Origin of the sequence: Mesorhizobium sp. M0910 (genome assembly GCF_040319465.1) — a bacterium.
In the GTDB taxonomy this organism is placed as follows: Bacteria; Pseudomonadota; Alphaproteobacteria; order Rhizobiales; family Rhizobiaceae; genus Mesorhizobium.
In genome coordinates this window covers 362622-379024 of the sequence record NZ_JAMYNZ010000006.1, presented here as the reverse complement: position 1 = coordinate 379024, position 16403 = coordinate 362622, and the positions used below count along the sequence as shown (strand labels likewise).

Sequence of the window (16403 nt, the reverse complement as noted above, 5' to 3'; positions counted from 1 at the left end):
CCCCTTTGAAGAGTATGCCTATTCCGGCACGTACCGCACCGCCCCCTTGGCGGCACTTGTCGCCATCGCCGCATAGGCGCGCAAGGCCGTCGTCACCTTGCGCTTGCGCTTTTCCTCGGGCTTCCAGGCAGTTGGTCCCCTGGCCTCCATCGCCGCACGACGGCCGGTGAGTTCGGCGTCGTCGACGGCAAGCCTGATGGTGCGGTTGGGGATGTCGATCTCGATCGTGTCGCCTTCCCTGACCAGCCCGATCAGACCGCCTTCAGCCGCTTCCGGCGAGACGTGGCCGATCGACAGGCCGGAGGTGCCGCCGGAAAAACGACCGTCGGTGATCAGTGCGCAGGCTTTGCCGAGGCCCTTCGATTTGAGATAGCTGGTCGGATAGAGCATTTCCTGCATGCCGGGGCCGCCGCGCGGGCCTTCATAACGGATAACGACGACATCGCCGGCCTTGATCTCGTTCGACAGGATCGCCTTGACGCTGGCATCCTGGCTTTCGAACACTCTTGCCGGACCGGTGAATTTCAGGATCGATTCATCGACACCGGCCGTCTTCACTATGCAACCGTCGAGCGCGAGATTGCCTTTCAGCACGGCAAGGCCGCCGTCCCTTGAGAAAGGATGTTCGGCCGAGCGGATGACGCCCGTCTCGCGGTCGAGATCGAGATCGTCCCAGCGGCGGTCCTGGCTGAAAGCGACCTGCGTCGGCACGCCGCCGGGTGCCGCGAGGAAGAAGTCGCGGACGTTCTGGCTGCTCGTGCGCGAAATATCCCAGTGGTCGAGCGCTTCGCCGAGGCTGGCGGTGTGCACCGTCGGCAGGTCGCGCTTGATCAGCCCGGCGCTATCCAGCTGGCCGAGGATCGCCATTATGCCGCCGGCGCGGTGGACGTCCTCCATGTGGACGTCGGCCTTGGCCGGCGCCACCTTGCATAGCACCGGCACCCGCCGCGACAGCCGGTCGATGTCTTCCATGGTGAAGTCGACCTCGCCCTCATGTGCCGCGGCGAGGATGTGCAGCACGGTGTTGGTCGAGCCGCCCATGGCGATGTCGAGCGTCATGGCGTTCTCGAAGGCGCCCTTCGACGCGATGCTGCGCGGTAGCGCGGTGTCGTCGTCCTGCTCGTAATAGCGTTGGGCGACATCGACGATCAGATGGCCGGCCTCGACGAACAGCCGCTTGCGGTCGGCATGCGTCGCCAGCGTCGAGCCGTTGCCGGGCAGCGACAGGCCGAGCGCCTCGGTCAGGCAGTTCATCGAATTGGCGGTGAACATGCCCGAGCACGAGCCGCAGGTCGGACAGGCCGATCGCTCGATGATCTTGACGTCCTCGTCGGACACCTTGTCGTCAGCGGCCGCGACCATGGCGTCGACCAGGTCAAGCGCCTGGCTCTTGCCGGCGAGCACCACTTTGCCGGCCTCCATCGGTCCGCCGGAGACGAAGACGGTCGGGATGTTGAGGCGCAGCGACGCCATCAGCATGCCCGGCGTGATCTTGTCGCAATTCGAGATGCAGACCATGGCGTCGGCGCAATGCGCGTTGACCATGTATTCGACCGAGTCGGCGATCAATTCTCGCGACGGCAGCGAATAGAGCATGCCGTCATGGCCCATGGCGATGCCGTCGTCGACGGCTATGGTGTTGAATTCCTTGGCGACGCCGCCGGCCTTTTCGATCTCGCGGGCAACCAGCTGGCCTAGGTCTTTCAGATGGACATGGCCGGGCACGAACTGGGTGAAGGAATTGACCACGGCGATGATCGGCTTGCCGAAGTCCGAATCCTTCATCCCGGTGGCGCGCCACAGGCCGCGGGCGCCGGCCATGTTGCGGCCATGGGTGGTGGTGCGGGAACGGTAGGCGGGCATTGAACTGTCCTTGCTGTCTGCTCGCGCCGCACAGGCGCGGAAAACCGGAATTGAGCCGCAGGCCTTATAGGCGCCAAGCTCTGGTCTGGCCACAATTTTGCGCTGCGCCAGGGCGCGGAACGAGCGCCAGCCAAAGACGCAGCCGGTCCAGACCGACCGAAAAAAAGTCAGAGGTGCTGTCGGATCGGGTTTTGCTCGAGCGTCCTTGGGCAGACGGCGGGGCTGGGCAACATTCGCCAGCCGGCCGTTTTGCCAGTAAAAACAAAGCCAAAACCAGTCCGAGGAGCAAGAGAATGCAAAAGATCACCCCCTGCCTGTGGTTCGACGACCAGGCCGAGGAGGCCATGAACCATTACATCTCCATCTTCAAGAATTCGAAGGTGCTGAGCGTGATGCGCTGGCCCAAGGGCAGCGGCGATAATGAGGGCAAGGTGCTGATGGTCTCATTCGAGCTCGACGGCGTTCAGTTCCAGGCGCTCAACGGCGGGCCGCAATTCAAGTTCACCCAGGCAGTCTCGCTCTCCATCGACTGCAAGACGCAGGAAGAGGTTGACTATTTCTGGGACAGGCTCATCGCGGGCGGTGGCGAGCCCAGCCAGTGCAGCTGGCTGAAGGACAAGTTCGGCCTCTCCTGGCAGGTCGTTCCCGAGCAGTTGCCCAAGCTGCTGCTGGACCCCGACAGGGAAAAGGCCGGCCGGGTGATGCAGGCGATGATGCAGATGAGCAAAATCGACATCGCCAAGATCGAAGAGGCAGCGAAAGGGTGAACGAACGCGATCTTTCCTTCTCCCCTGTGGGAGAAGGTGGATCGGCGCGAAGCGCCGAGACGGTTGAGGGGTGCTGGACGGAATGAGACGTTGGTGTTTCCTGGAACACCCCTCATCCGTCGCCCTCGGCGACACCTTCTCCCACAAGAAGGGGAGAAGGGAAGGGGCGCATCAGGCCGCTTTGTCGCGGACCTGATAATCCTTTACCGCCGCAAAGCGGATCGCCTTCCAGCGTTCAGCCTCGTAATTGAGCGAGAAGGCGTGCTGGGCGAGGAACACCGGGTCGTTGTCGAGGTCGCGGGCAATGTCGCCGCGATGCGCCTCGATGAAGCGCTGGAGCTCGGCCTTGTCGTCGGCCGAGATCCAGCGGCAGACCGAAAAGCGCGACATCTCGAAATCGACCGGCAGTGTGTATTCGAAGTTCAGCCGCTCTTTCAGGACATCGAGCTGCAGGGCGCCGACGACGCCGACGATGGCCGGCGAGCCGTCCTCCGGCGAGAACAATTGCACGACGCCTTCCTCGGCCATCTGGTGCAGCGCCTCCTTGAGCTTCTTGGCCTTCATCGCGTCGCCGAGGCGGACGCGGCGCAGGATTTCCGGCGCGAAATTCGGCACGCCGCGAAACAGGATCTCCTCGCCTTCGGTCAGCGTGTCGCCGATGCGCAGCGTGCCGTGATTGGGAATACCGACGACGTCGCCGGCAAACGCCTCGTCGGCGGTGACGCGGGTGCGGGCGAAGAAGAATTGCGGCGCCGACAGGCTCATCGGCTTGCCCGTGCGCACCAGCTTGGCCTTCATGCCGCGCTCGAGCTTGCCGGAGCAGACGCGGACGAAGGCGATGCGGTCGCGGTGGTTGGGGTCCATATTGGCCTGGATCTTGAAGACGAAGGAGGTCATCTTGTCCTCGGTCGCCTCGACCTTGCGCGTGTCGGCCTCCTGCGCGCGCGGCGGCGGCCCATAGGCACCGAGCGCCTCGATCAGGTCGCGCACGCCGTAATTGCGCAGCGCCGAGCCGAAATAGACCGGTGTCAGATGGCCTTCGCGAAAGGCTTCCAGATCGAGCGGGCGGCAGGCCTCGCGCGCCAGCTCCAGCTCCTCGATGAAAGCCTCCCGGTCGTTCTCCGGCAAGAGACCGGCGACACGGTTGGAATCGGGGCCGTTGACCGGCGTGCGCTCCTTTTCGGCGTCGCCCTTGCGAACCGCGTTCAGCGCCAGATGGTAGGTCCCGGAAAAGGTCTTGGCGCGGCCGATCGGCCAGGTGATCGGTGCGGTATCAAGCGCCAGCTTCTGCTCGATCTCATCGAGGATGTCGAACGGGTCGCGGCTTTCTCGGTCCATCTTATTGACGAAGGTGATGATCGGGATATCGCGCAGCCGGCAGACCTCGAACAGTTTCAACGTGCGCGGCTCGATGCCCTTGGCGGCGTCAATGACCATCACCGCGCTGTCGACCGCCGACAGCGTGCGATAAGTGTCGTCGGCGAAATCCTCGTGGCCGGGCGTGTCGAGCAGGTTGAAGACAGTGTCCTCATATTCGAAGGTCATCACCGAGGTGACCACCGAAATGCCGCGCTCGCGTTCGATCTTCATCCAGTCGGACCGGGTCTGGATGCGGTCCTTCTTGGCCTTGACCTCGCCGGCAAGCTGGATCGCACCGCCGAACAAAAGCAGCTTTTCGGTGAGCGTCGTCTTGCCGGCGTCGGGGTGAGCAATGATCGCGAAAGTGCGGCGGCGCGATACCGCATCTGTAATCGTTTCGGACATTTTCAGGATTTCCGTGTGAGGCCGGGCTTCTAGCAGCGGAGTGCAGAGCTGTCGACCTCTCCGGCGGAGTGGCCACGCTCCCGGCTTCACGCCGGTTCGGCGGCATGGCTCTCGAAGGCTATCTCGGGAATCCACTCGGCAATGGCGGTACCGATCCTGTCGGCATGGTCCTCCTGCAGATAATGCGCGCCGGGTCCGAGATCGATCAACCGGCAGTTCTTTAGGCCGGCTGCGAATTCCCGTGCCGCCTGCGGCGAGACGAGGGCGCCCGGATCGCCTGAGAAAAGCAGCTTCGGGTAGGAGGAAGCCCGGAGCGCCCGATGGTCGTGCTCACTGATGGCGGCGACATCGGCGGGCTGGCCTTCGATCGGCAGGTCGCGTGGCAGCCGCAGGATCGGCTTGCGTGATCGCGGTGTCGGGAACGGCGCCCGGTAGGCGGCCATTTCAGCATCGCTCATCGTGCGCAGAACCGAGGCCGGCAGCACCTTTTCGACGAAGACGTTGTCTTCCAGAACAAGCTTCTCACCGATGCCGGGCGTGCGCATTGCCTTGAACAATTCGCGCGCCTGCGAACGCTGGTGAAAATCGTCCCAGCTCTCGAAGGGGCGGATGAACTCCATGAAGGCGAGGCCGAGGATCCGCTGCGGCCGCCGTGCGGCGAGATGGAAGGCGACCGCGGTGCCCCAGTCCTGCGCGATGACCACCAGTTCGGTGATGCCAAGCGTCTCGATGAAGGCGTCGAGATAGCGGACGTGGTCGAAGAAGCGATAGTCGATGTCCGGCTTGCCGGATTGGCCATAGCCGATCAGGTCGGGCGCGATGCAGCGGCCGAATGGCGCCACATGCGGGATGATGTCGCGCCAGATGTAGGACGACGTCGGGTTGCCGTGCAGGAAGAGCACTGTCGGGCCAGCCGTGCCTGCCTCGACATAGGAGATGGTGGAATCGAGTACCGCGATTTGCGACCGTCGCAGCATTGTGCGGGATTGCTGCTTTTCGAATTTCGGGTTCATCGGATCAGCTCCTTTTTGCGAAGACTGTTTTGAAGACGATGTTCTTGAAGCGCTCGAGCGGTTCGGGACTGCGCTCCACCTTCATGCGCAGCATCGCGCCTTGCCAGGAACTCAAAAGGAAATCGGCGAGGTCCTCGGCATCGAATGCGTCGGTGATATCGCCGGCCGCCTGGCCCTCGGCGATGCATTCGGCGAAGGGCTTGCGCCAGCGTTCGAAAATTGCGACGAGTTGCAGCCTCAGCGCCTCACTGTGAGCCGCCGTCTCGAGGCTGAGATTACCGATCATGCAGCCCCGTGCCCAATCATGCGCCTCCAGTTTCGACGTGATGATTTCGAGATAGCGGCGCAAGCGCCCGACCGGAGGCGTGCCGTCCCGGGCGAGGGCCTGCTCCACCAAACCGCTCACATAGGCGAAATAGCGGTCCAGCACCTCGCCGGTGAACGCCTCCTTGGATGCAAAATGATTGGTGAAGGACCCCGGACGGGCATCGGCCGCGGCGACGATGTCGCGTACGCCGGCGGCCGAATAGCCGGAACTCCAGATGGTTTTGAAACCGGCGTCGAGAAGCTTTTCGCGAAGTGAGTGTCTAGCCATGGCGATACAATACGTACGTACGTATTAAAGTCAAGAGGCATATTTTATACCGCGCGCTCTTGGCAGAACCCACGGGCAATGGCATCGCAGTGGTGGCGTTGGAACGAGGAGTGAAGCATGGCAGCGGCGAAACAAGTCATCGTCATCGGCGCCGGCATCATCGGCGCCTCCATCGCCTGGCACCTGACCAGAGCAGGAGCAAAGGTGACGGTCATTGCCGGCAGCGGCGCCGGCGGCGTCGCGACGCCGAATTCCTTTGCCTGGATCAACGCCAGCTGGGGTAATCCGCAGCCTTACTTCCGGCTACGGACTCGATCGATGGCCGAATGGACGCGGCTGGCGAACGAAGTGCCCGGCGTCCCGTTGCAATGGTGCGGCGGCCTGTGCTGGGACCTGCCCGCGGCCGAACTGGAAGCCTATGCCGCCGAACATTCCTCATGGGGCTATGGCATCGAGCGTGTCGACCGCGCCGCCGCAGCACGCATCGAGCCAAACCTGACCGAGCTTCCCGACTTCGCCCTTTATGTCGCCAAGGAAGGTGTCGCCGAACCGGTCGCTGCTACGCAAGCGCTGCTGACCGACGCTGAACGGCGCGACGCGCGGCTGCTGACGGGAGTTACCGCGACCGCGCTTGTGCAGGCCAACGGCAGGATTGCCGGCGTCGATACATCCGGCGGGCGGATTGCTGCCGACGAGGTGGTGATCGCGGCCGGAGCCGGCTCTCCTGCACTAGCGGCAACAGCCGGAATAGAACTGCCGATCGAGACGCCACCCGGCCTGATCGTGCATTCGCGCCCCTACGAAAAGCTGCTCAACGGGCTGGTGATCGGCGACCGACTGCATATGCGCCAGACGGCGGAAGGCCGCGTCATCGCCGGCTCGGATTTCGGCGGCGCCGATCCCGGCATGGATGCCGCGGCCACCGCCCGCGCCCTGTTTGCGGCGATGAAGGCGATGCTGCGCGGCGCGGATGGGCTGGAACTCGATTTCCACACCATTGGCTACCGGCCGACGCCGGTCGATGGCTTTCCCATCATAGGCCGCGCCGAAGGCACGGGCGGCGTCTACGTCGCCGTTATGCATTCCGGCATCACGCTGGCGCCGGCCGTCGGCCTGTTCGCCGCCCACGAAATCCTCGACGGCGAGCGCGATCCGCTGCTTGATCCCTACGGGCTGGCGCGGTTTACTCAATAACCGGGCGGGCGGCGAAAGCCGCCGGCCAGCGGCTCGATTGCGCTGGCGATCCCGAGCAGGCGCGACTCCGACCAGCGTTTGCCAACAAGCTGTAGTCCGATGGGCAGGCCGTCGCGATCCTGTCCGCAGGGCAGCGACAGTGCCGGATGGCCGCTGTAGTTGAACACCGCGCCATAGGCCGGCAGTATCCAGTAGCTTTGCTTCTCGCCGTCGACCTCGATCGGCGTTCCCGGCTCGCAATGCGGGAAGGCGGTGACCATGGCGACCGGGCACAGCAAGGCGTCGCAACCGTCGAAGAACCGTTCCCATGCCAGGATGGAGCGGTCGCGGCGGGCGAGCGCCTCGAACCAGCGCGAGACCGGCGTCGGATTCTCCGGTGGTTCGGGCTGCGCCGCCTCCAGCATCATGCCGATCAGGACGCCGCCCTGCTTCAGGTCGTCGTGCAGGTCGAGCTCCGGCAATTCGGCTTCCTCGACGATGGCGCCCGCAGCCTGAAGCTCTTTTGCCAGACTTTCGACCGCCGCGCTGATCTCGCCGGCCACTGGAAAGCCCGGAAAGGACGGCGCGACTGCAATGCGCAAATTTTTGAGGTCCAGCTCCGGCATGGTTTCGACCGGTACCGGCGCAAGGTCGGTATCGCTTCCATCCGGCCCGGCAATTAGGCCATAGATGAGCGCCAGGTCCTCGACGCTGCGCGCCAGCGGTCCGAGGCAGGACATCAGCCGCACGCTGCGCGGCGCCCCGCCTGGATCGGGGAAGGCGCCGGCGAGCGAGACGCGGTGCTCGGTCGGCTTGAGGCCGTAGACGCCACAAAAGGCGGCCGGCAGCCGGATCGAATCCTGCATGTCGGTGCCGACCTCGAACGGCGTCATTCCGGTGCTGAGCGCCGCCGCCGCACCGCCACTGGAGCCGCCGGCGGTGCGCTGGAGATCCCAGGGATTGCCGGTGCGGCCGAATAGCGGATTGCTCGACTGCCAGTCACCGAGCATTGTCGCCACGTTCGTCTTGCCCACCAGTATGCCGCCTGCCGCCTTTAGCCGGGCAACGACCGAACTGTCTGCCCTCGGGGCATAGTCGGCGAAGGCCGGGAAGCCGACGGTGGTCCTCATGCCAGCGGTTTCGTGCGTGTCCTTCAGTGTGAACGGCAGGCCATGCAGCGGCCCAAGTGCCTCGCCGCGCGCCTGCACTTCGTCGGCTTTCTTCGCTCGAGCGTGAGCCCCCTCCCTGTCGAGCGTGACGACGGCATTGGCCGCCTCATTGTGCCTGTCGATCTGCGCCAGATGCTCGTCCAGCACTTCTATTGCGGATACCGTACGGTCGCGGATGGCCGCGGCCAGTTTGGTGGTCGAGGAAAAGACGATATCCATCATGAGTGCTCCGGGCTACCGCGTCGCGCTCCTCAAAATGGCGGATTGCGGCGCGGCTTCAAGCCTGGCTCGGCATTTCGACGACGGCGGCGCTTGATCGGGATTGCGCTGCCGGGATCCGTTGAGCGTCGGCGCTGTCCAGCGGGCCTCGCCGCGATCGGCACCTCTATGGCTTACCGTCCCCGGTTATGCGTCCGTTCGTAGAGCTCACGGATGATTTCGCTTGCCGTGGTCTCGAACAGAAACGGCAAGAAAGCATGAATGAGCGCGGCAAAGGCCGCCATGAACAATCGTGACGAGAACCATGCGGCGAAAGCCATATGGCCGAAATAGCTCTCGCCGACCGCGGCCGGGTGAGAGGTGAAAAGTCTTGCAAGCCGTGCTGTCATGTCGATCCCTCCTGCCGGCATGAAGAGCCAGCGATGAATATCCTGCCACGGCTATCAGGTTCATCGGTCTCAAATTGTCCTTGTCTAAAGCCAAATTTTGGGACAAACATCCCACATGATGGCGGAAATCGACGAAATTGACCGGAGATTGCTGGCCGAGCTGCAACGCGACGGCACGCTGTCCGTCGACCAGCTCTCGGCAAGAATATCGCTGTCGCGCAATGCCTGCTGGCGCCGGGTCAAGCGGCTGGAGGAAGACGGCGTCATTACCGGTCGGGTGGCGCTGGTCGACGCCGACAAGCTCGGACTCGGCCTTTCGGTGTTCATCCTGATCCGCACCTCGAACCACGATCCCGACTGGCTGCAAAGATTCCGGGCGGCGGTGACCGGCTTTGCCGAGATCACCGGCGCCTACCGCATGTCCGGCGATCTCGACTATGTGCTGCGCGCCCGCGTCGCCGATGTGAAGGCCTATGACCGGCTCTACCAGCGGCTGATCGCCAAGGTGGCGCTGTCGGACGTTTCGGCCTCCTTCGTCATGGAGGAGATCAAGGAGACCACGGTCGTTCCGATGGAACTGCGCTGAGGCGGAACTGCGCTGAAAGAAAGCCGTTGATAGCATTGCCGCCGAGTTGACTGAACCAGCGTTCGCGACGATAGGATCAGCCTTATGCGCGCAGCACCTTATCCTACCTCCGTCATCGGTCCGGCTGTCGGTTTCGTCAGGCTGCCGCATGGCGAGGGCTTGCCGCTTCCCGCCTATGAGAGCTCGGGCGCCGCCGGCATGGACCTGCGCGCCGCCGTCCCCGACGACAGGCCGCTTTTGATCCTGCCCGGAAAGCGCGCGCTGGTGCCGACCGGGCTGGTCCTGGAAATTCCGGAGGGCGTCGAAGGCCAGGTCCGGCCGCGTTCGGGCCTCGCTTTCAAGCACGGGCTCACCTGCCTCAACACGCCGGGCACCATCGACAGCGACTATCGCGGCGAGGTCAAGGTGCTGCTGATCAATCTCGGCGACGAGGATTTCGCGGTGACGCGCGGCATGCGGATCGCCCAGATCGTCTTCGCCCCGGTAACGCAGGCGACCGTCGAGGAGCGCACATTGGCCGGCGGCACGGCGCGCGGCTCGGGCGGCTTCGGATCGACCGGCACTGCTTGATGAAAATACCCAAACTCGTCATCTTCGATTGCGACGGGGTTCTGGTCGATACCGAGAACCTGGCCAATCGGCGCCTCGCCGAATGGTTGACCGCGGCAGGCTTTCCGGCCAGCTTCGAATATTGTCGCAAGTATTTCTCCGGCCGCAGCATGGTCTCGGTGCAGAAGGAAGTCGAGGCGACCGGCGTCAGCCTTGGCGCCGATTTTGTCGAGCGCTGGAACGCCGGCCTGCCGGACCTGTTCGCACATGGCGTCGAGGCCATCCCCTACGTTCGCGAGTTCATCGAAACCGTGCACGCCGCCGGCATCGCCACCTGCGTCGCCTCGTCGGCACGGGTGTCGAAAATGCACATCACACTCGGCCAGACCGGGCTGCTGCCGCTGTTCGAACATGCGCTGTTCAGCTCGACCATGGTCTCGCGCGGCAAGCCGTTCCCCGACCTCTTCCTGCATACGGCAGCGACGATGGGCTTCGCGCCCGCCGACTGCATCGTCATTGAGGACAGCGTCGCCGGGACGACAGCCGGCATCGCCGCCGGCATGCGCGTCTATTCCTACCACGGCGACCCGCTTTCCGACCGCGATGGACTGATCGAAGCTGGCGGCATCCTGTTCGATGACATGCGTGAACTGGCCGGGCTGGTGCCGATCCACTGACCGGCAGGCTGCATGCGCATCCGGTCTCAGACCGGGCGTGGGGCTCCAAGTACTCGGTCGACCGTGTCGCGTATGAGGCTGCGCAGATTGGCCGGCCTGTCGAGATGACTGACGACAAGGAGGCCGTCGGCCGCCACCGTTAGCGCGTCCGCTGTGCGGTCCGGATCGGGATTTGCGTCCGCGATCAGCAGATCCCTGAGGATACCCCACTTCCAGTGACGATGCTTATCGATCGCCTGGCGAACCGGGCTGCTGGGGTCGGGATATTCAGCAGCGGCGTTCTGAAACGGGCAGCCGCGGTAGCCCGGCTGATCTGCCGCATCAGCGATGAGATCGAATATCGCAAGGATCATCGGGCGAGGTGGCCGCCGGCCAAGGCGCGCGATTGCCGCCCGTCCTCCCTTGCTGAGCTCCTCGATGTAGGCGCGGACGAGATCGTCCTTGGCTGCGAAATGATGATAGAACGTCGCCTTGGCAACGCCGGCCTCGGCGATGATGCGGTCGATGCCGACTGCGCGCACCCCCTCCAGAGAAAACAGCGCGGTCGCCGTATCGAGGATGCGACGGCGCGCAAGACTTTCGGGACGATCGTTGATTCGGGCTGCGGACATGCCTTGACTATATAGCAGACAGGTCTGTATACATCCATATGTAGACAGACAGGTCTACCTACTAATGAAGGAAAGGCGAACATGGCTTCGATAGTCAGGGAAATCATCGTAGATGCTTCACCGGAAAGCGTATGGGCGACGGTCGGCGACTTCGCCGGCGGCGCCCAACGGATAGCCCCAGGCGTTTTCGTCGACTGCAGGGTGGATGAGGACGACGTACGGGCCCTTACTTTCGCCGACGGCAAGATTGTGCGAGAGCGGCTCATCGCCCGCGACGAGCAGAGCCGGCGCATCGTGTGGGGATGGCTCGGCGATGAGGTCACCCACGATAACACCTCCATGCAGGTCTTTGCCGAGGGCGAGGGCCGGAGCCGCCTGGTCTGGATCCATGACACTCTGCCAGACGAACTCGGCGCGTGGCTCGCAGCCGCCATGGATCAGCTGGTGCCTGTTTTCCAGCAGACCTTGGCGACCGAAGCCAAACCAACATAGCGGGGTAACGCCAGGTGTTTCCTCTTGGCCGCAAAATGCTCTAGCTTGCGCGCGCCCGACATAACGAGCGCGCGCATGGCCTTCTCGCTGGTTCGTTTCATCCTTGCCTGCCTGCTGCTGCCTTGTCTTTGGACGACGGCCAGCGCCGAGGCCGTCAGTTTCCCGGAGCTCGGCAGCGCTGTCCCCGGCCACGGCGATGTCACCTATCTCGACCTCGCCAGGATGGTCATTCCCGATCTGGCCGCGGACAAGGACGGCTTTTTCCGGGGTTCGACGCCGATCGAGATGCGCCACATCGCTGGTCCGGACTACGGCGGCTCCCCGCCGGCGACGTCGGGTCTTTCCAACGCCGGCGTGCTCGGCATCAAGGCCGGCGGCAAGGAGCGGCTGACCATGCTGTTCGACCTCGGCGACTCGCCTGACAGCGCCGAGGGCTATGCCGTGCTGGCACTCTACGACATCACCGGCAAGCCGGCGCTGCTCGACGCGGTCAATGTCGCCGTCGACCGCATCACCTATCTTCGCGATCCGGGCAAGCTGCCGATCGGGCCTGGTGACGACGCTATCATCAGCATGAGCATGCATTTCAATTCGAGCCAGGGCTATGGGATCACGCCGCTGATCATGGTCCGCAACGACAGGTTCGAGCTGATCGACATGATCTACACGTTCGACGAAAACCTCTGCACTCATAGGAGGACACAGACTGCGGCGTTCCAGGTGATCGCCGACGGCCAGCCTTATGCAGCCATCAAGGTCACAGTGACCGACGCGACGCTACCGGGAGAAGAAAGCTGCGACGGCCAGCAGCCGCCAAAGGCGTCTTCGCGCGACATTTCCGTCACCTATCATTGGGACAAAAATGCTTCGCGCTACGTCAAGGATTCCGATGCGCTGGACCGATTGGCAGATGACAACGCCAAACGCTTCTGAGCCAACCGCATTTGTTTGCCCGGCGCCTTCCGCCGGGCTAGAATTTGCCTCACATTCTGTACTGGAGGGGAGCATCCATGGACAAGGGTAAGATTTTTCGCGACCTGCATGCCTCGATCTTCGTCATGGCCAATTCCTGGGACGTCGGGACGACCAAGCTCTTGGCCTCGTTCGGCTTCAAGGCGCTGGCCACGACCAGCGCCGGCTTTGCCTTTTCGCGGGGCCTGCCCGATGGTGCGGTGACGTTCGAGGCGATGATCCATCATTGCCGTGAAGTGTCGGCGGCGACCGGGCTGCCGGTTTCGGCCGATCTCGAAAAGGGCAAGGGCGACAGCGCAACAAGTGCTGGCGAGACCATCTTCGCCGCCGAGGCGGCTGGCCTCGCCGGCTGCTCGATCGAGGACCATACTGGCGAGCCCGACAAGCCGATCTATGATTTTGCGCATGCCGTCGAGCGCGTCGCGGCGGCGGCAGAAGCGGCACGGGCACTGAAACGCGATTTCGTCTTCACCGCGCGGGCCGAGAATTTCCTGTGGGGCAAGCCCGATCTTGACGATACGATCAAGCGGCTGCAGGCCTTCGAGAAGGCCGGCGCCGACGTGCTCTATGCACCGGGGCTGGGCGACATCGAGATGGTTCGAACCGTCTGCTCGGCGCTGACCAAGCCGGTCAACGTCATGGCCAGGCCCGGCTTCACCATCGCCGACCTGGCCACGGCGGGGGTAAAGCGGGTCTCGCTCGGTCCATGGCTCACCAATTTCGCCTTCGGCATGCTGGAGACCGCGGCGCGCGAGATCCAGCAGGATGGCACCTTCGGCTTCACCCGCGCCGCCATGCCGTTCGGCAAGCTGCAGGCGCTGTTTGCCAAATCTTCAGCCTAGGTCGGGCCCGGCGAATGACCCTCACCGTCGTCGACATGCACACCGGCGGCGAGCCGCTGCGGATCGTCACCGGCGGCTACCCCGACATTCCCAAGGGCACGATCCTCGAAAAGCGTGCCTATGTGCGCGACCATCTCGATCATCTCAGAAAGATCCTGATGTTCGAGCCGCGCGGCCATTATGACATGTATGGCGCGCTGCTGGTGGAGCCCGACCTGCCGGGCGCCGACCTCGCGGTGCTGTTTATGCACAATGAGGGCTATTCGACGATGTGCGGCCACGCCATCGTCGCGCTCGGCCGCTACGCCGTCGACGAGCGGCTGGTGGCGCCACGCGAGCCGTTGACGACCGTAAACATAGAGGCGCCGTGCGGGCTGATCTCGGCTGCGGTCGAGGTGAGAGATGGCAAGGCCGGTGCGGTGTCCTTCGAAAGCGTGCCGGCGTTTCTGTTCGCCCGCGACCGGCGGATCGAGCTGCCGGGCTATGGTCCGGTCGGCTTTGACATCGCCTATGGCGGCGCCTTCTATGCGCTCGCCGACTGCCGCCAGTTCGGGCTGGAATTCGGCAGGAACCGGGTGCGCGATTTCGTCGATGCAGCGACCGCGCTGACCAATAAGCTCAAGGCCGAATTGCGGCTGTCGCATCCCGACCATGCCGATCTCGCCTTTCTCTACGGCACCATCCTGACCGACGGACAGGATGCGTTCTCCGATACGCCGACCAAAAACATCTGCGTTTTCGCCGAAGCCGAGGTCGACCGTTCGCCGACCGGCTCGGGCGTCACCGCGCGGCTGGCGGCCATGCACGCCAAGGGGCAAATCGAGATTGGCCGGGCGCGGCTGTTCGAGAGCATCGCCGGCTCGCGCTTTTCCGGCGCCGTCGCACGCACGGCCACAGCCGGGCCGCATGATGCCATCATCGCCCGCGTCGGCGGCCGCGCCTATTACTCAGGACGGGCCGAATTCATCGTCGAGGACGATGATGAACTGGGCAGTGGTTTCCTGCTGCGCTAGCTCGCTTCTCGCGCCGAGATCGCCTTGTGCAGATGCACCATCATGGCGGCGGCGAACAGCGGTGTCAAAAGATTGAGCAGCGGCACGGCCAGGAAAGCGGCGACGACCAGCCCGGCCAGGAATACGGTGACTGCGTGCTTTCTGCGCAGCGCCCTGGCCTCGGCCTCCGGGCGAAAGCGCATGGTGGCGAACTCGAAGAACTCGCGCCCGAGCAGATAACCGTTAACGATGAAAAAGGCGGCGATGTTGATGCCCGGCACCAGCAGAAGCAGCAGAGCGATGATGTTGCCGAGGATGACGACGCCGAAGAACCTGATCGCCAGCACCAGCGAGCGCAGCGCCGGCACGGCGCGGCCGGGCGGATCGTTGGGATAGTCGGTGCGCTCGACCACTTCGGCGACGTCGTCAAGGAACAGGCCGGCGATGATCGCCGTCACCGGCGCGATAAAAAGCGCCAGCCCCAGCGCAAGGCCGACGCCGGCGACGAAGGCGCCCAGCCATCCGGCCCAGGAGGGAAGGGCGGGCAGCCATGCATCGATCCACGGCCAGGCCAGCCATTCGAACAGGCTCTTTATCCCGAACCACAGCGCCGCCAGCGCCAGCAAGGTCAGCCCCAGCGTCTTCACGAACACGGAACGGAATTCGGGCGAGAACAGCCGGCTCAAGGCGGCGCGGGCGGCGTCGAGGATCACGGCGTTTCCAATTCCATGTCAAACATGCCCGTGGCTGATATCTCCGAATAGGCGGAGACCGCCCGAGTCGCAAGCGTGGCTTCCTAGCGCGCGACCTTCGCCTGGGGAATGGTCATCGCCGCCACGCCGACGACGACCAGGGCCATTCCCCACCACGCGCTCGGACCAAGGCTTTCGCCAAGGAACACGGCTCCGATAGCAACGCCGATCGGCACCCGCAGATAGGCTTGCGAGGTGGTGCCGACGGAGCCCAGCGTATGGAGGAGGCGGAAATAGATCGAGAAGGCCAGCGCGGTCGAAAACACCGAAAGCCCGAGCAGCGCAAGGACCGAAGTTGTCGATGGCGCCAGGGTCCATGGCCGGTCGAACGCAAGGCTCAACGGGATCAGCATCGCGGCGCCGCAGAGCATGGAACCGGCGGCCGGCACCATCGGGTCGAGCCCCCTGAAGCCGCGGCCGAAAACGGCGGCGCCGGCGTAGCAGATCGTCGCTGCGACCACGGCAAGTTGCGGCAATAATTGCTGTCCGAGGCCGCCTAGCGCCGGGGCGCCGACAACGAGGCATATTCCGGCGATTCCCGCCGCGACACCGAACAGCTTGCGCATGGTCGCCGGTTCATGGCGGGTGATGAGGGCGGTCAGCAAGAAGGTGAAGATCGGCGAGGTCGCATTCAGGATCGTGGCCAGCCCGGCATCCAGCGAGCGCTCGGCCCAAGCGATCAGCGTGAACGGCACGACGCTGTTCAGGCATGCCTGGAATGCAAACCGGCGCCAGCTTGCGGCATCACCCGGCAAGGCCAGCCCGCGCCAGCGGATCAGGGCGAACAGGATGCCACCCGCGACCAGGGTTCGCGCGGCGATCAGCGTTACCGGCGGGATCGTCGCGACGCCGATCTTGATGAAGCTGTAGGATGCGCCCCACAGCAGCGCCAATACGACGAGCAGCAGCAGTTCGATCCTCGTGTCGGTTTTCATGGACATGGCCGGCTGGAACCTCTGGGCATCGCTCATCTCAGCG

18 protein-coding genes are annotated in these 16403 nt (G+C 64.1%); 9 read left to right on the top strand and 9 right to left on the bottom strand.

What is annotated here, in order from left to right; genetic code table 11:
• Nucleotides 1–18: 18 nt before the first annotated feature.
• On the bottom strand, nucleotides 19–1863 hold the full coding sequence (ilvD, locus tag NKH78_RS17825; RefSeq protein ID WP_352777907.1) for a dihydroxy-acid dehydratase: 1845 nt from the start codon (nucleotides 1861–1863) through the stop codon (nucleotides 19–21).
• A 293-nt stretch (nucleotides 1864–2156) separates the two neighbouring features.
• Here ilvD and NKH78_RS17820 point away from each other — a divergent pair, with 293 nt between their 5' ends.
• On the top strand, nucleotides 2157–2630 hold the full coding sequence (locus NKH78_RS17820) for a VOC family protein (protein WP_352702460.1): 474 nt from the start codon (nucleotides 2157–2159) through the stop codon (nucleotides 2628–2630).
• 171 nt (nucleotides 2631–2801) lie between these two features.
• Here NKH78_RS17820 and NKH78_RS17815 read toward each other — a convergent pair whose 3' ends face one another.
• The 3 genes from NKH78_RS17815 to NKH78_RS17805 form a co-directional block, all read right to left on the bottom strand.
• Nucleotides 2802–4394, bottom strand: a complete 1593-nt coding sequence (locus NKH78_RS17815) for a peptide chain release factor 3 (protein WP_352738665.1) — start codon at nucleotides 4392–4394, stop codon at nucleotides 2802–2804.
• Nucleotides 4395–4480: 86 nt separating this feature from the next.
• Nucleotides 4481–5407, bottom strand: a complete 927-nt coding sequence (locus tag NKH78_RS17810) for a haloalkane dehalogenase (RefSeq protein WP_352702456.1) — start codon at nucleotides 5405–5407, stop codon at nucleotides 4481–4483.
• A gap of 4 nt (nucleotides 5408–5411) precedes the next feature.
• Nucleotides 5412–6002: a TetR/AcrR family transcriptional regulator gene (locus tag NKH78_RS17805; protein WP_352702454.1), complete on the bottom strand. Its 591-nt coding sequence runs from the start codon at nucleotides 6000–6002 to the stop codon at nucleotides 5412–5414.
• 117 nt (nucleotides 6003–6119) lie between these two features.
• Here NKH78_RS17805 and NKH78_RS17800 point away from each other — a divergent pair, with 117 nt between their 5' ends.
• The gene (locus NKH78_RS17800) at nucleotides 6120–7196 is read left to right on the top strand and encodes an NAD(P)/FAD-dependent oxidoreductase (protein WP_352738668.1); all 1077 of its coding nucleotides are present in this window, start codon (nucleotides 6120–6122) and stop codon (nucleotides 7194–7196) included.
• Here NKH78_RS17800 and NKH78_RS17795 read toward each other — a convergent pair.
• Nucleotides 7190–8563, bottom strand: coding sequence for an amidase (locus NKH78_RS17795; protein WP_352738688.1), 1374 nt, complete (start codon nucleotides 8561–8563; stop codon nucleotides 7190–7192). The genes NKH78_RS17800 and NKH78_RS17795 overlap by 7 nt on opposite strands.
• A gap of 173 nt (nucleotides 8564–8736) precedes the next feature.
• A complete protein-coding gene (locus NKH78_RS17790) occupies nucleotides 8737–8952 on the bottom strand; it encodes a DUF6356 family protein (protein WP_352738671.1) in 216 nt (71 codons plus the stop codon).
• 115 nt (nucleotides 8953–9067) lie between these two features.
• Between NKH78_RS17790 and NKH78_RS17785 the strand changes: the two genes are divergently transcribed.
• The 3 genes from NKH78_RS17785 (at nucleotide 9068) to NKH78_RS17775 (ending at nucleotide 10764) form a co-directional block, all read left to right on the top strand.
• On the top strand, nucleotides 9068–9538 hold the full coding sequence (locus NKH78_RS17785) for an Lrp/AsnC family transcriptional regulator (protein ID WP_254816142.1): 471 nt from the start codon (nucleotides 9068–9070) through the stop codon (nucleotides 9536–9538).
• An 84-nt stretch (nucleotides 9539–9622) separates the two neighbouring features.
• Nucleotides 9623–10108: a dUTP diphosphatase gene (dut, locus tag NKH78_RS17780; protein WP_254816143.1), complete on the top strand. Its 486-nt coding sequence runs from the start codon at nucleotides 9623–9625 to the stop codon at nucleotides 10106–10108.
• The gene (locus NKH78_RS17775) at nucleotides 10108–10764 is read left to right on the top strand and encodes an HAD family hydrolase (protein ID WP_352738674.1); all 657 of its coding nucleotides are present in this window, start codon (nucleotides 10108–10110) and stop codon (nucleotides 10762–10764) included. Before dut ends, NKH78_RS17775 begins: the two co-directional genes overlap by 1 nt.
• 26 nt (nucleotides 10765–10790) lie before the next feature.
• On the opposite strand, the gene NKH78_RS17770 is transcribed toward NKH78_RS17775, so the two are convergent.
• On the bottom strand, nucleotides 10791–11375 hold the full coding sequence (locus tag NKH78_RS17770; RefSeq protein WP_352738676.1) for a TetR/AcrR family transcriptional regulator: 585 nt from the start codon (nucleotides 11373–11375) through the stop codon (nucleotides 10791–10793).
• Between the two features lie 81 nt (nucleotides 11376–11456).
• Between NKH78_RS17770 and NKH78_RS17765 the strand changes: the two genes are divergently transcribed.
• From NKH78_RS17765 to NKH78_RS17750, 4 genes are all read left to right on the top strand, one after another.
• Nucleotides 11457–11867, top strand: a complete 411-nt coding sequence (locus NKH78_RS17765; protein WP_254816146.1) for an SRPBCC family protein — start codon at nucleotides 11457–11459, stop codon at nucleotides 11865–11867.
• Nucleotides 11868–11942: 75 nt separating this feature from the next.
• On the top strand, nucleotides 11943–12800 hold the full coding sequence (locus tag NKH78_RS17760) for a hypothetical protein (RefSeq protein ID WP_352738678.1): 858 nt from the start codon (nucleotides 11943–11945) through the stop codon (nucleotides 12798–12800).
• Between the two features lie 77 nt (nucleotides 12801–12877).
• Nucleotides 12878–13681 (top strand): isocitrate lyase/PEP mutase family protein, encoded by an 804-nt coding sequence (locus NKH78_RS17755; RefSeq protein WP_352506934.1) that lies wholly within the window; start codon nucleotides 12878–12880, stop codon nucleotides 13679–13681.
• Between the two features lie 14 nt (nucleotides 13682–13695).
• Nucleotides 13696–14694 carry a proline racemase family protein gene (locus NKH78_RS17750; RefSeq protein WP_352738679.1) on the top strand — a complete coding sequence of 333 codons (999 nt, stop codon included), beginning with the start codon at nucleotides 13696–13698 and terminating at the stop codon, nucleotides 14692–14694.
• On the opposite strand, the gene NKH78_RS17745 is transcribed toward NKH78_RS17750, so the two are convergent.
• On the bottom strand, nucleotides 14691–15386 hold the full coding sequence (locus NKH78_RS17745; RefSeq protein WP_352738681.1) for a sulfate transporter family protein: 696 nt from the start codon (nucleotides 15384–15386) through the stop codon (nucleotides 14691–14693). The two genes, NKH78_RS17750 and NKH78_RS17745, sit on opposite strands and share 4 nt — an antisense overlap.
• An 83-nt stretch (nucleotides 15387–15469) precedes the next feature.
• Nucleotides 15470–16360, bottom strand: coding sequence for a DMT family transporter (locus NKH78_RS17740; RefSeq protein ID WP_502899816.1), 891 nt, complete (start codon nucleotides 16358–16360; stop codon nucleotides 15470–15472).
• Between the last annotated feature and the right edge of the window lie 43 nt (nucleotides 16361–16403).

What these genes read in the sequence shown, in the direction of transcription:
- NKH78_RS17785 (WP_254816142.1), top strand. Translation starts at nt 9,068, where the DNA reads ATGATGGCGGAAATCGACGAAATTGACCGGAGATTGCTGGCCGAGCTG.
- ilvD (WP_352777907.1), bottom strand. Translation starts at nt 1,863, where the DNA reads ATGCCCGCCTACCGTTCCCGCACCACCACCCATGGCCGCAACATGGCC.
- NKH78_RS17800 (WP_352738668.1), top strand. Translation starts at nt 6,120, where the DNA reads ATGGCAGCGGCGAAACAAGTCATCGTCATCGGCGCCGGCATCATCGGC.
- NKH78_RS17760 (WP_352738678.1), top strand. Translation starts at nt 11,943, where the DNA reads ATGGCCTTCTCGCTGGTTCGTTTCATCCTTGCCTGCCTGCTGCTGCCT.
- NKH78_RS17750 (WP_352738679.1), top strand. Translation starts at nt 13,696, where the DNA reads ATGACCCTCACCGTCGTCGACATGCACACCGGCGGCGAGCCGCTGCGG.
- NKH78_RS17740 (WP_502899816.1), bottom strand. Translation starts at nt 16,360, where the DNA reads ATGAAAACCGACACGAGGATCGAACTGCTGCTGCTCGTCGTATTGGCG.
- NKH78_RS17795 (WP_352738688.1), bottom strand. Translation starts at nt 8,563, where the DNA reads ATGGATATCGTCTTTTCCTCGACCACCAAACTGGCCGCGGCCATCCGC.
- NKH78_RS17770 (WP_352738676.1), bottom strand. Translation starts at nt 11,375, where the DNA reads ATGTCCGCAGCCCGAATCAACGATCGTCCCGAAAGTCTTGCGCGCCGT.
- NKH78_RS17815 (WP_352738665.1), bottom strand. Translation starts at nt 4,394, where the DNA reads ATGTCCGAAACGATTACAGATGCGGTATCGCGCCGCCGCACTTTCGCG.
- NKH78_RS17765 (WP_254816146.1), top strand. Translation starts at nt 11,457, where the DNA reads ATGGCTTCGATAGTCAGGGAAATCATCGTAGATGCTTCACCGGAAAGC.
- NKH78_RS17755 (WP_352506934.1), top strand. Translation starts at nt 12,878, where the DNA reads ATGGACAAGGGTAAGATTTTTCGCGACCTGCATGCCTCGATCTTCGTC.
- NKH78_RS17775 (WP_352738674.1), top strand. Translation starts at nt 10,108, where the DNA reads ATGAAAATACCCAAACTCGTCATCTTCGATTGCGACGGGGTTCTGGTC.
- dut (WP_254816143.1), top strand. Translation starts at nt 9,623, where the DNA reads ATGCGCGCAGCACCTTATCCTACCTCCGTCATCGGTCCGGCTGTCGGT.
- NKH78_RS17805 (WP_352702454.1), bottom strand. Translation starts at nt 6,002, where the DNA reads ATGGCTAGACACTCACTTCGCGAAAAGCTTCTCGACGCCGGTTTCAAA.
- NKH78_RS17820 (WP_352702460.1), top strand. Translation starts at nt 2,157, where the DNA reads ATGCAAAAGATCACCCCCTGCCTGTGGTTCGACGACCAGGCCGAGGAG.
- NKH78_RS17790 (WP_352738671.1), bottom strand. Translation starts at nt 8,952, where the DNA reads ATGACAGCACGGCTTGCAAGACTTTTCACCTCTCACCCGGCCGCGGTC.
- NKH78_RS17810 (WP_352702456.1), bottom strand. Translation starts at nt 5,407, where the DNA reads ATGAACCCGAAATTCGAAAAGCAGCAATCCCGCACAATGCTGCGACGG.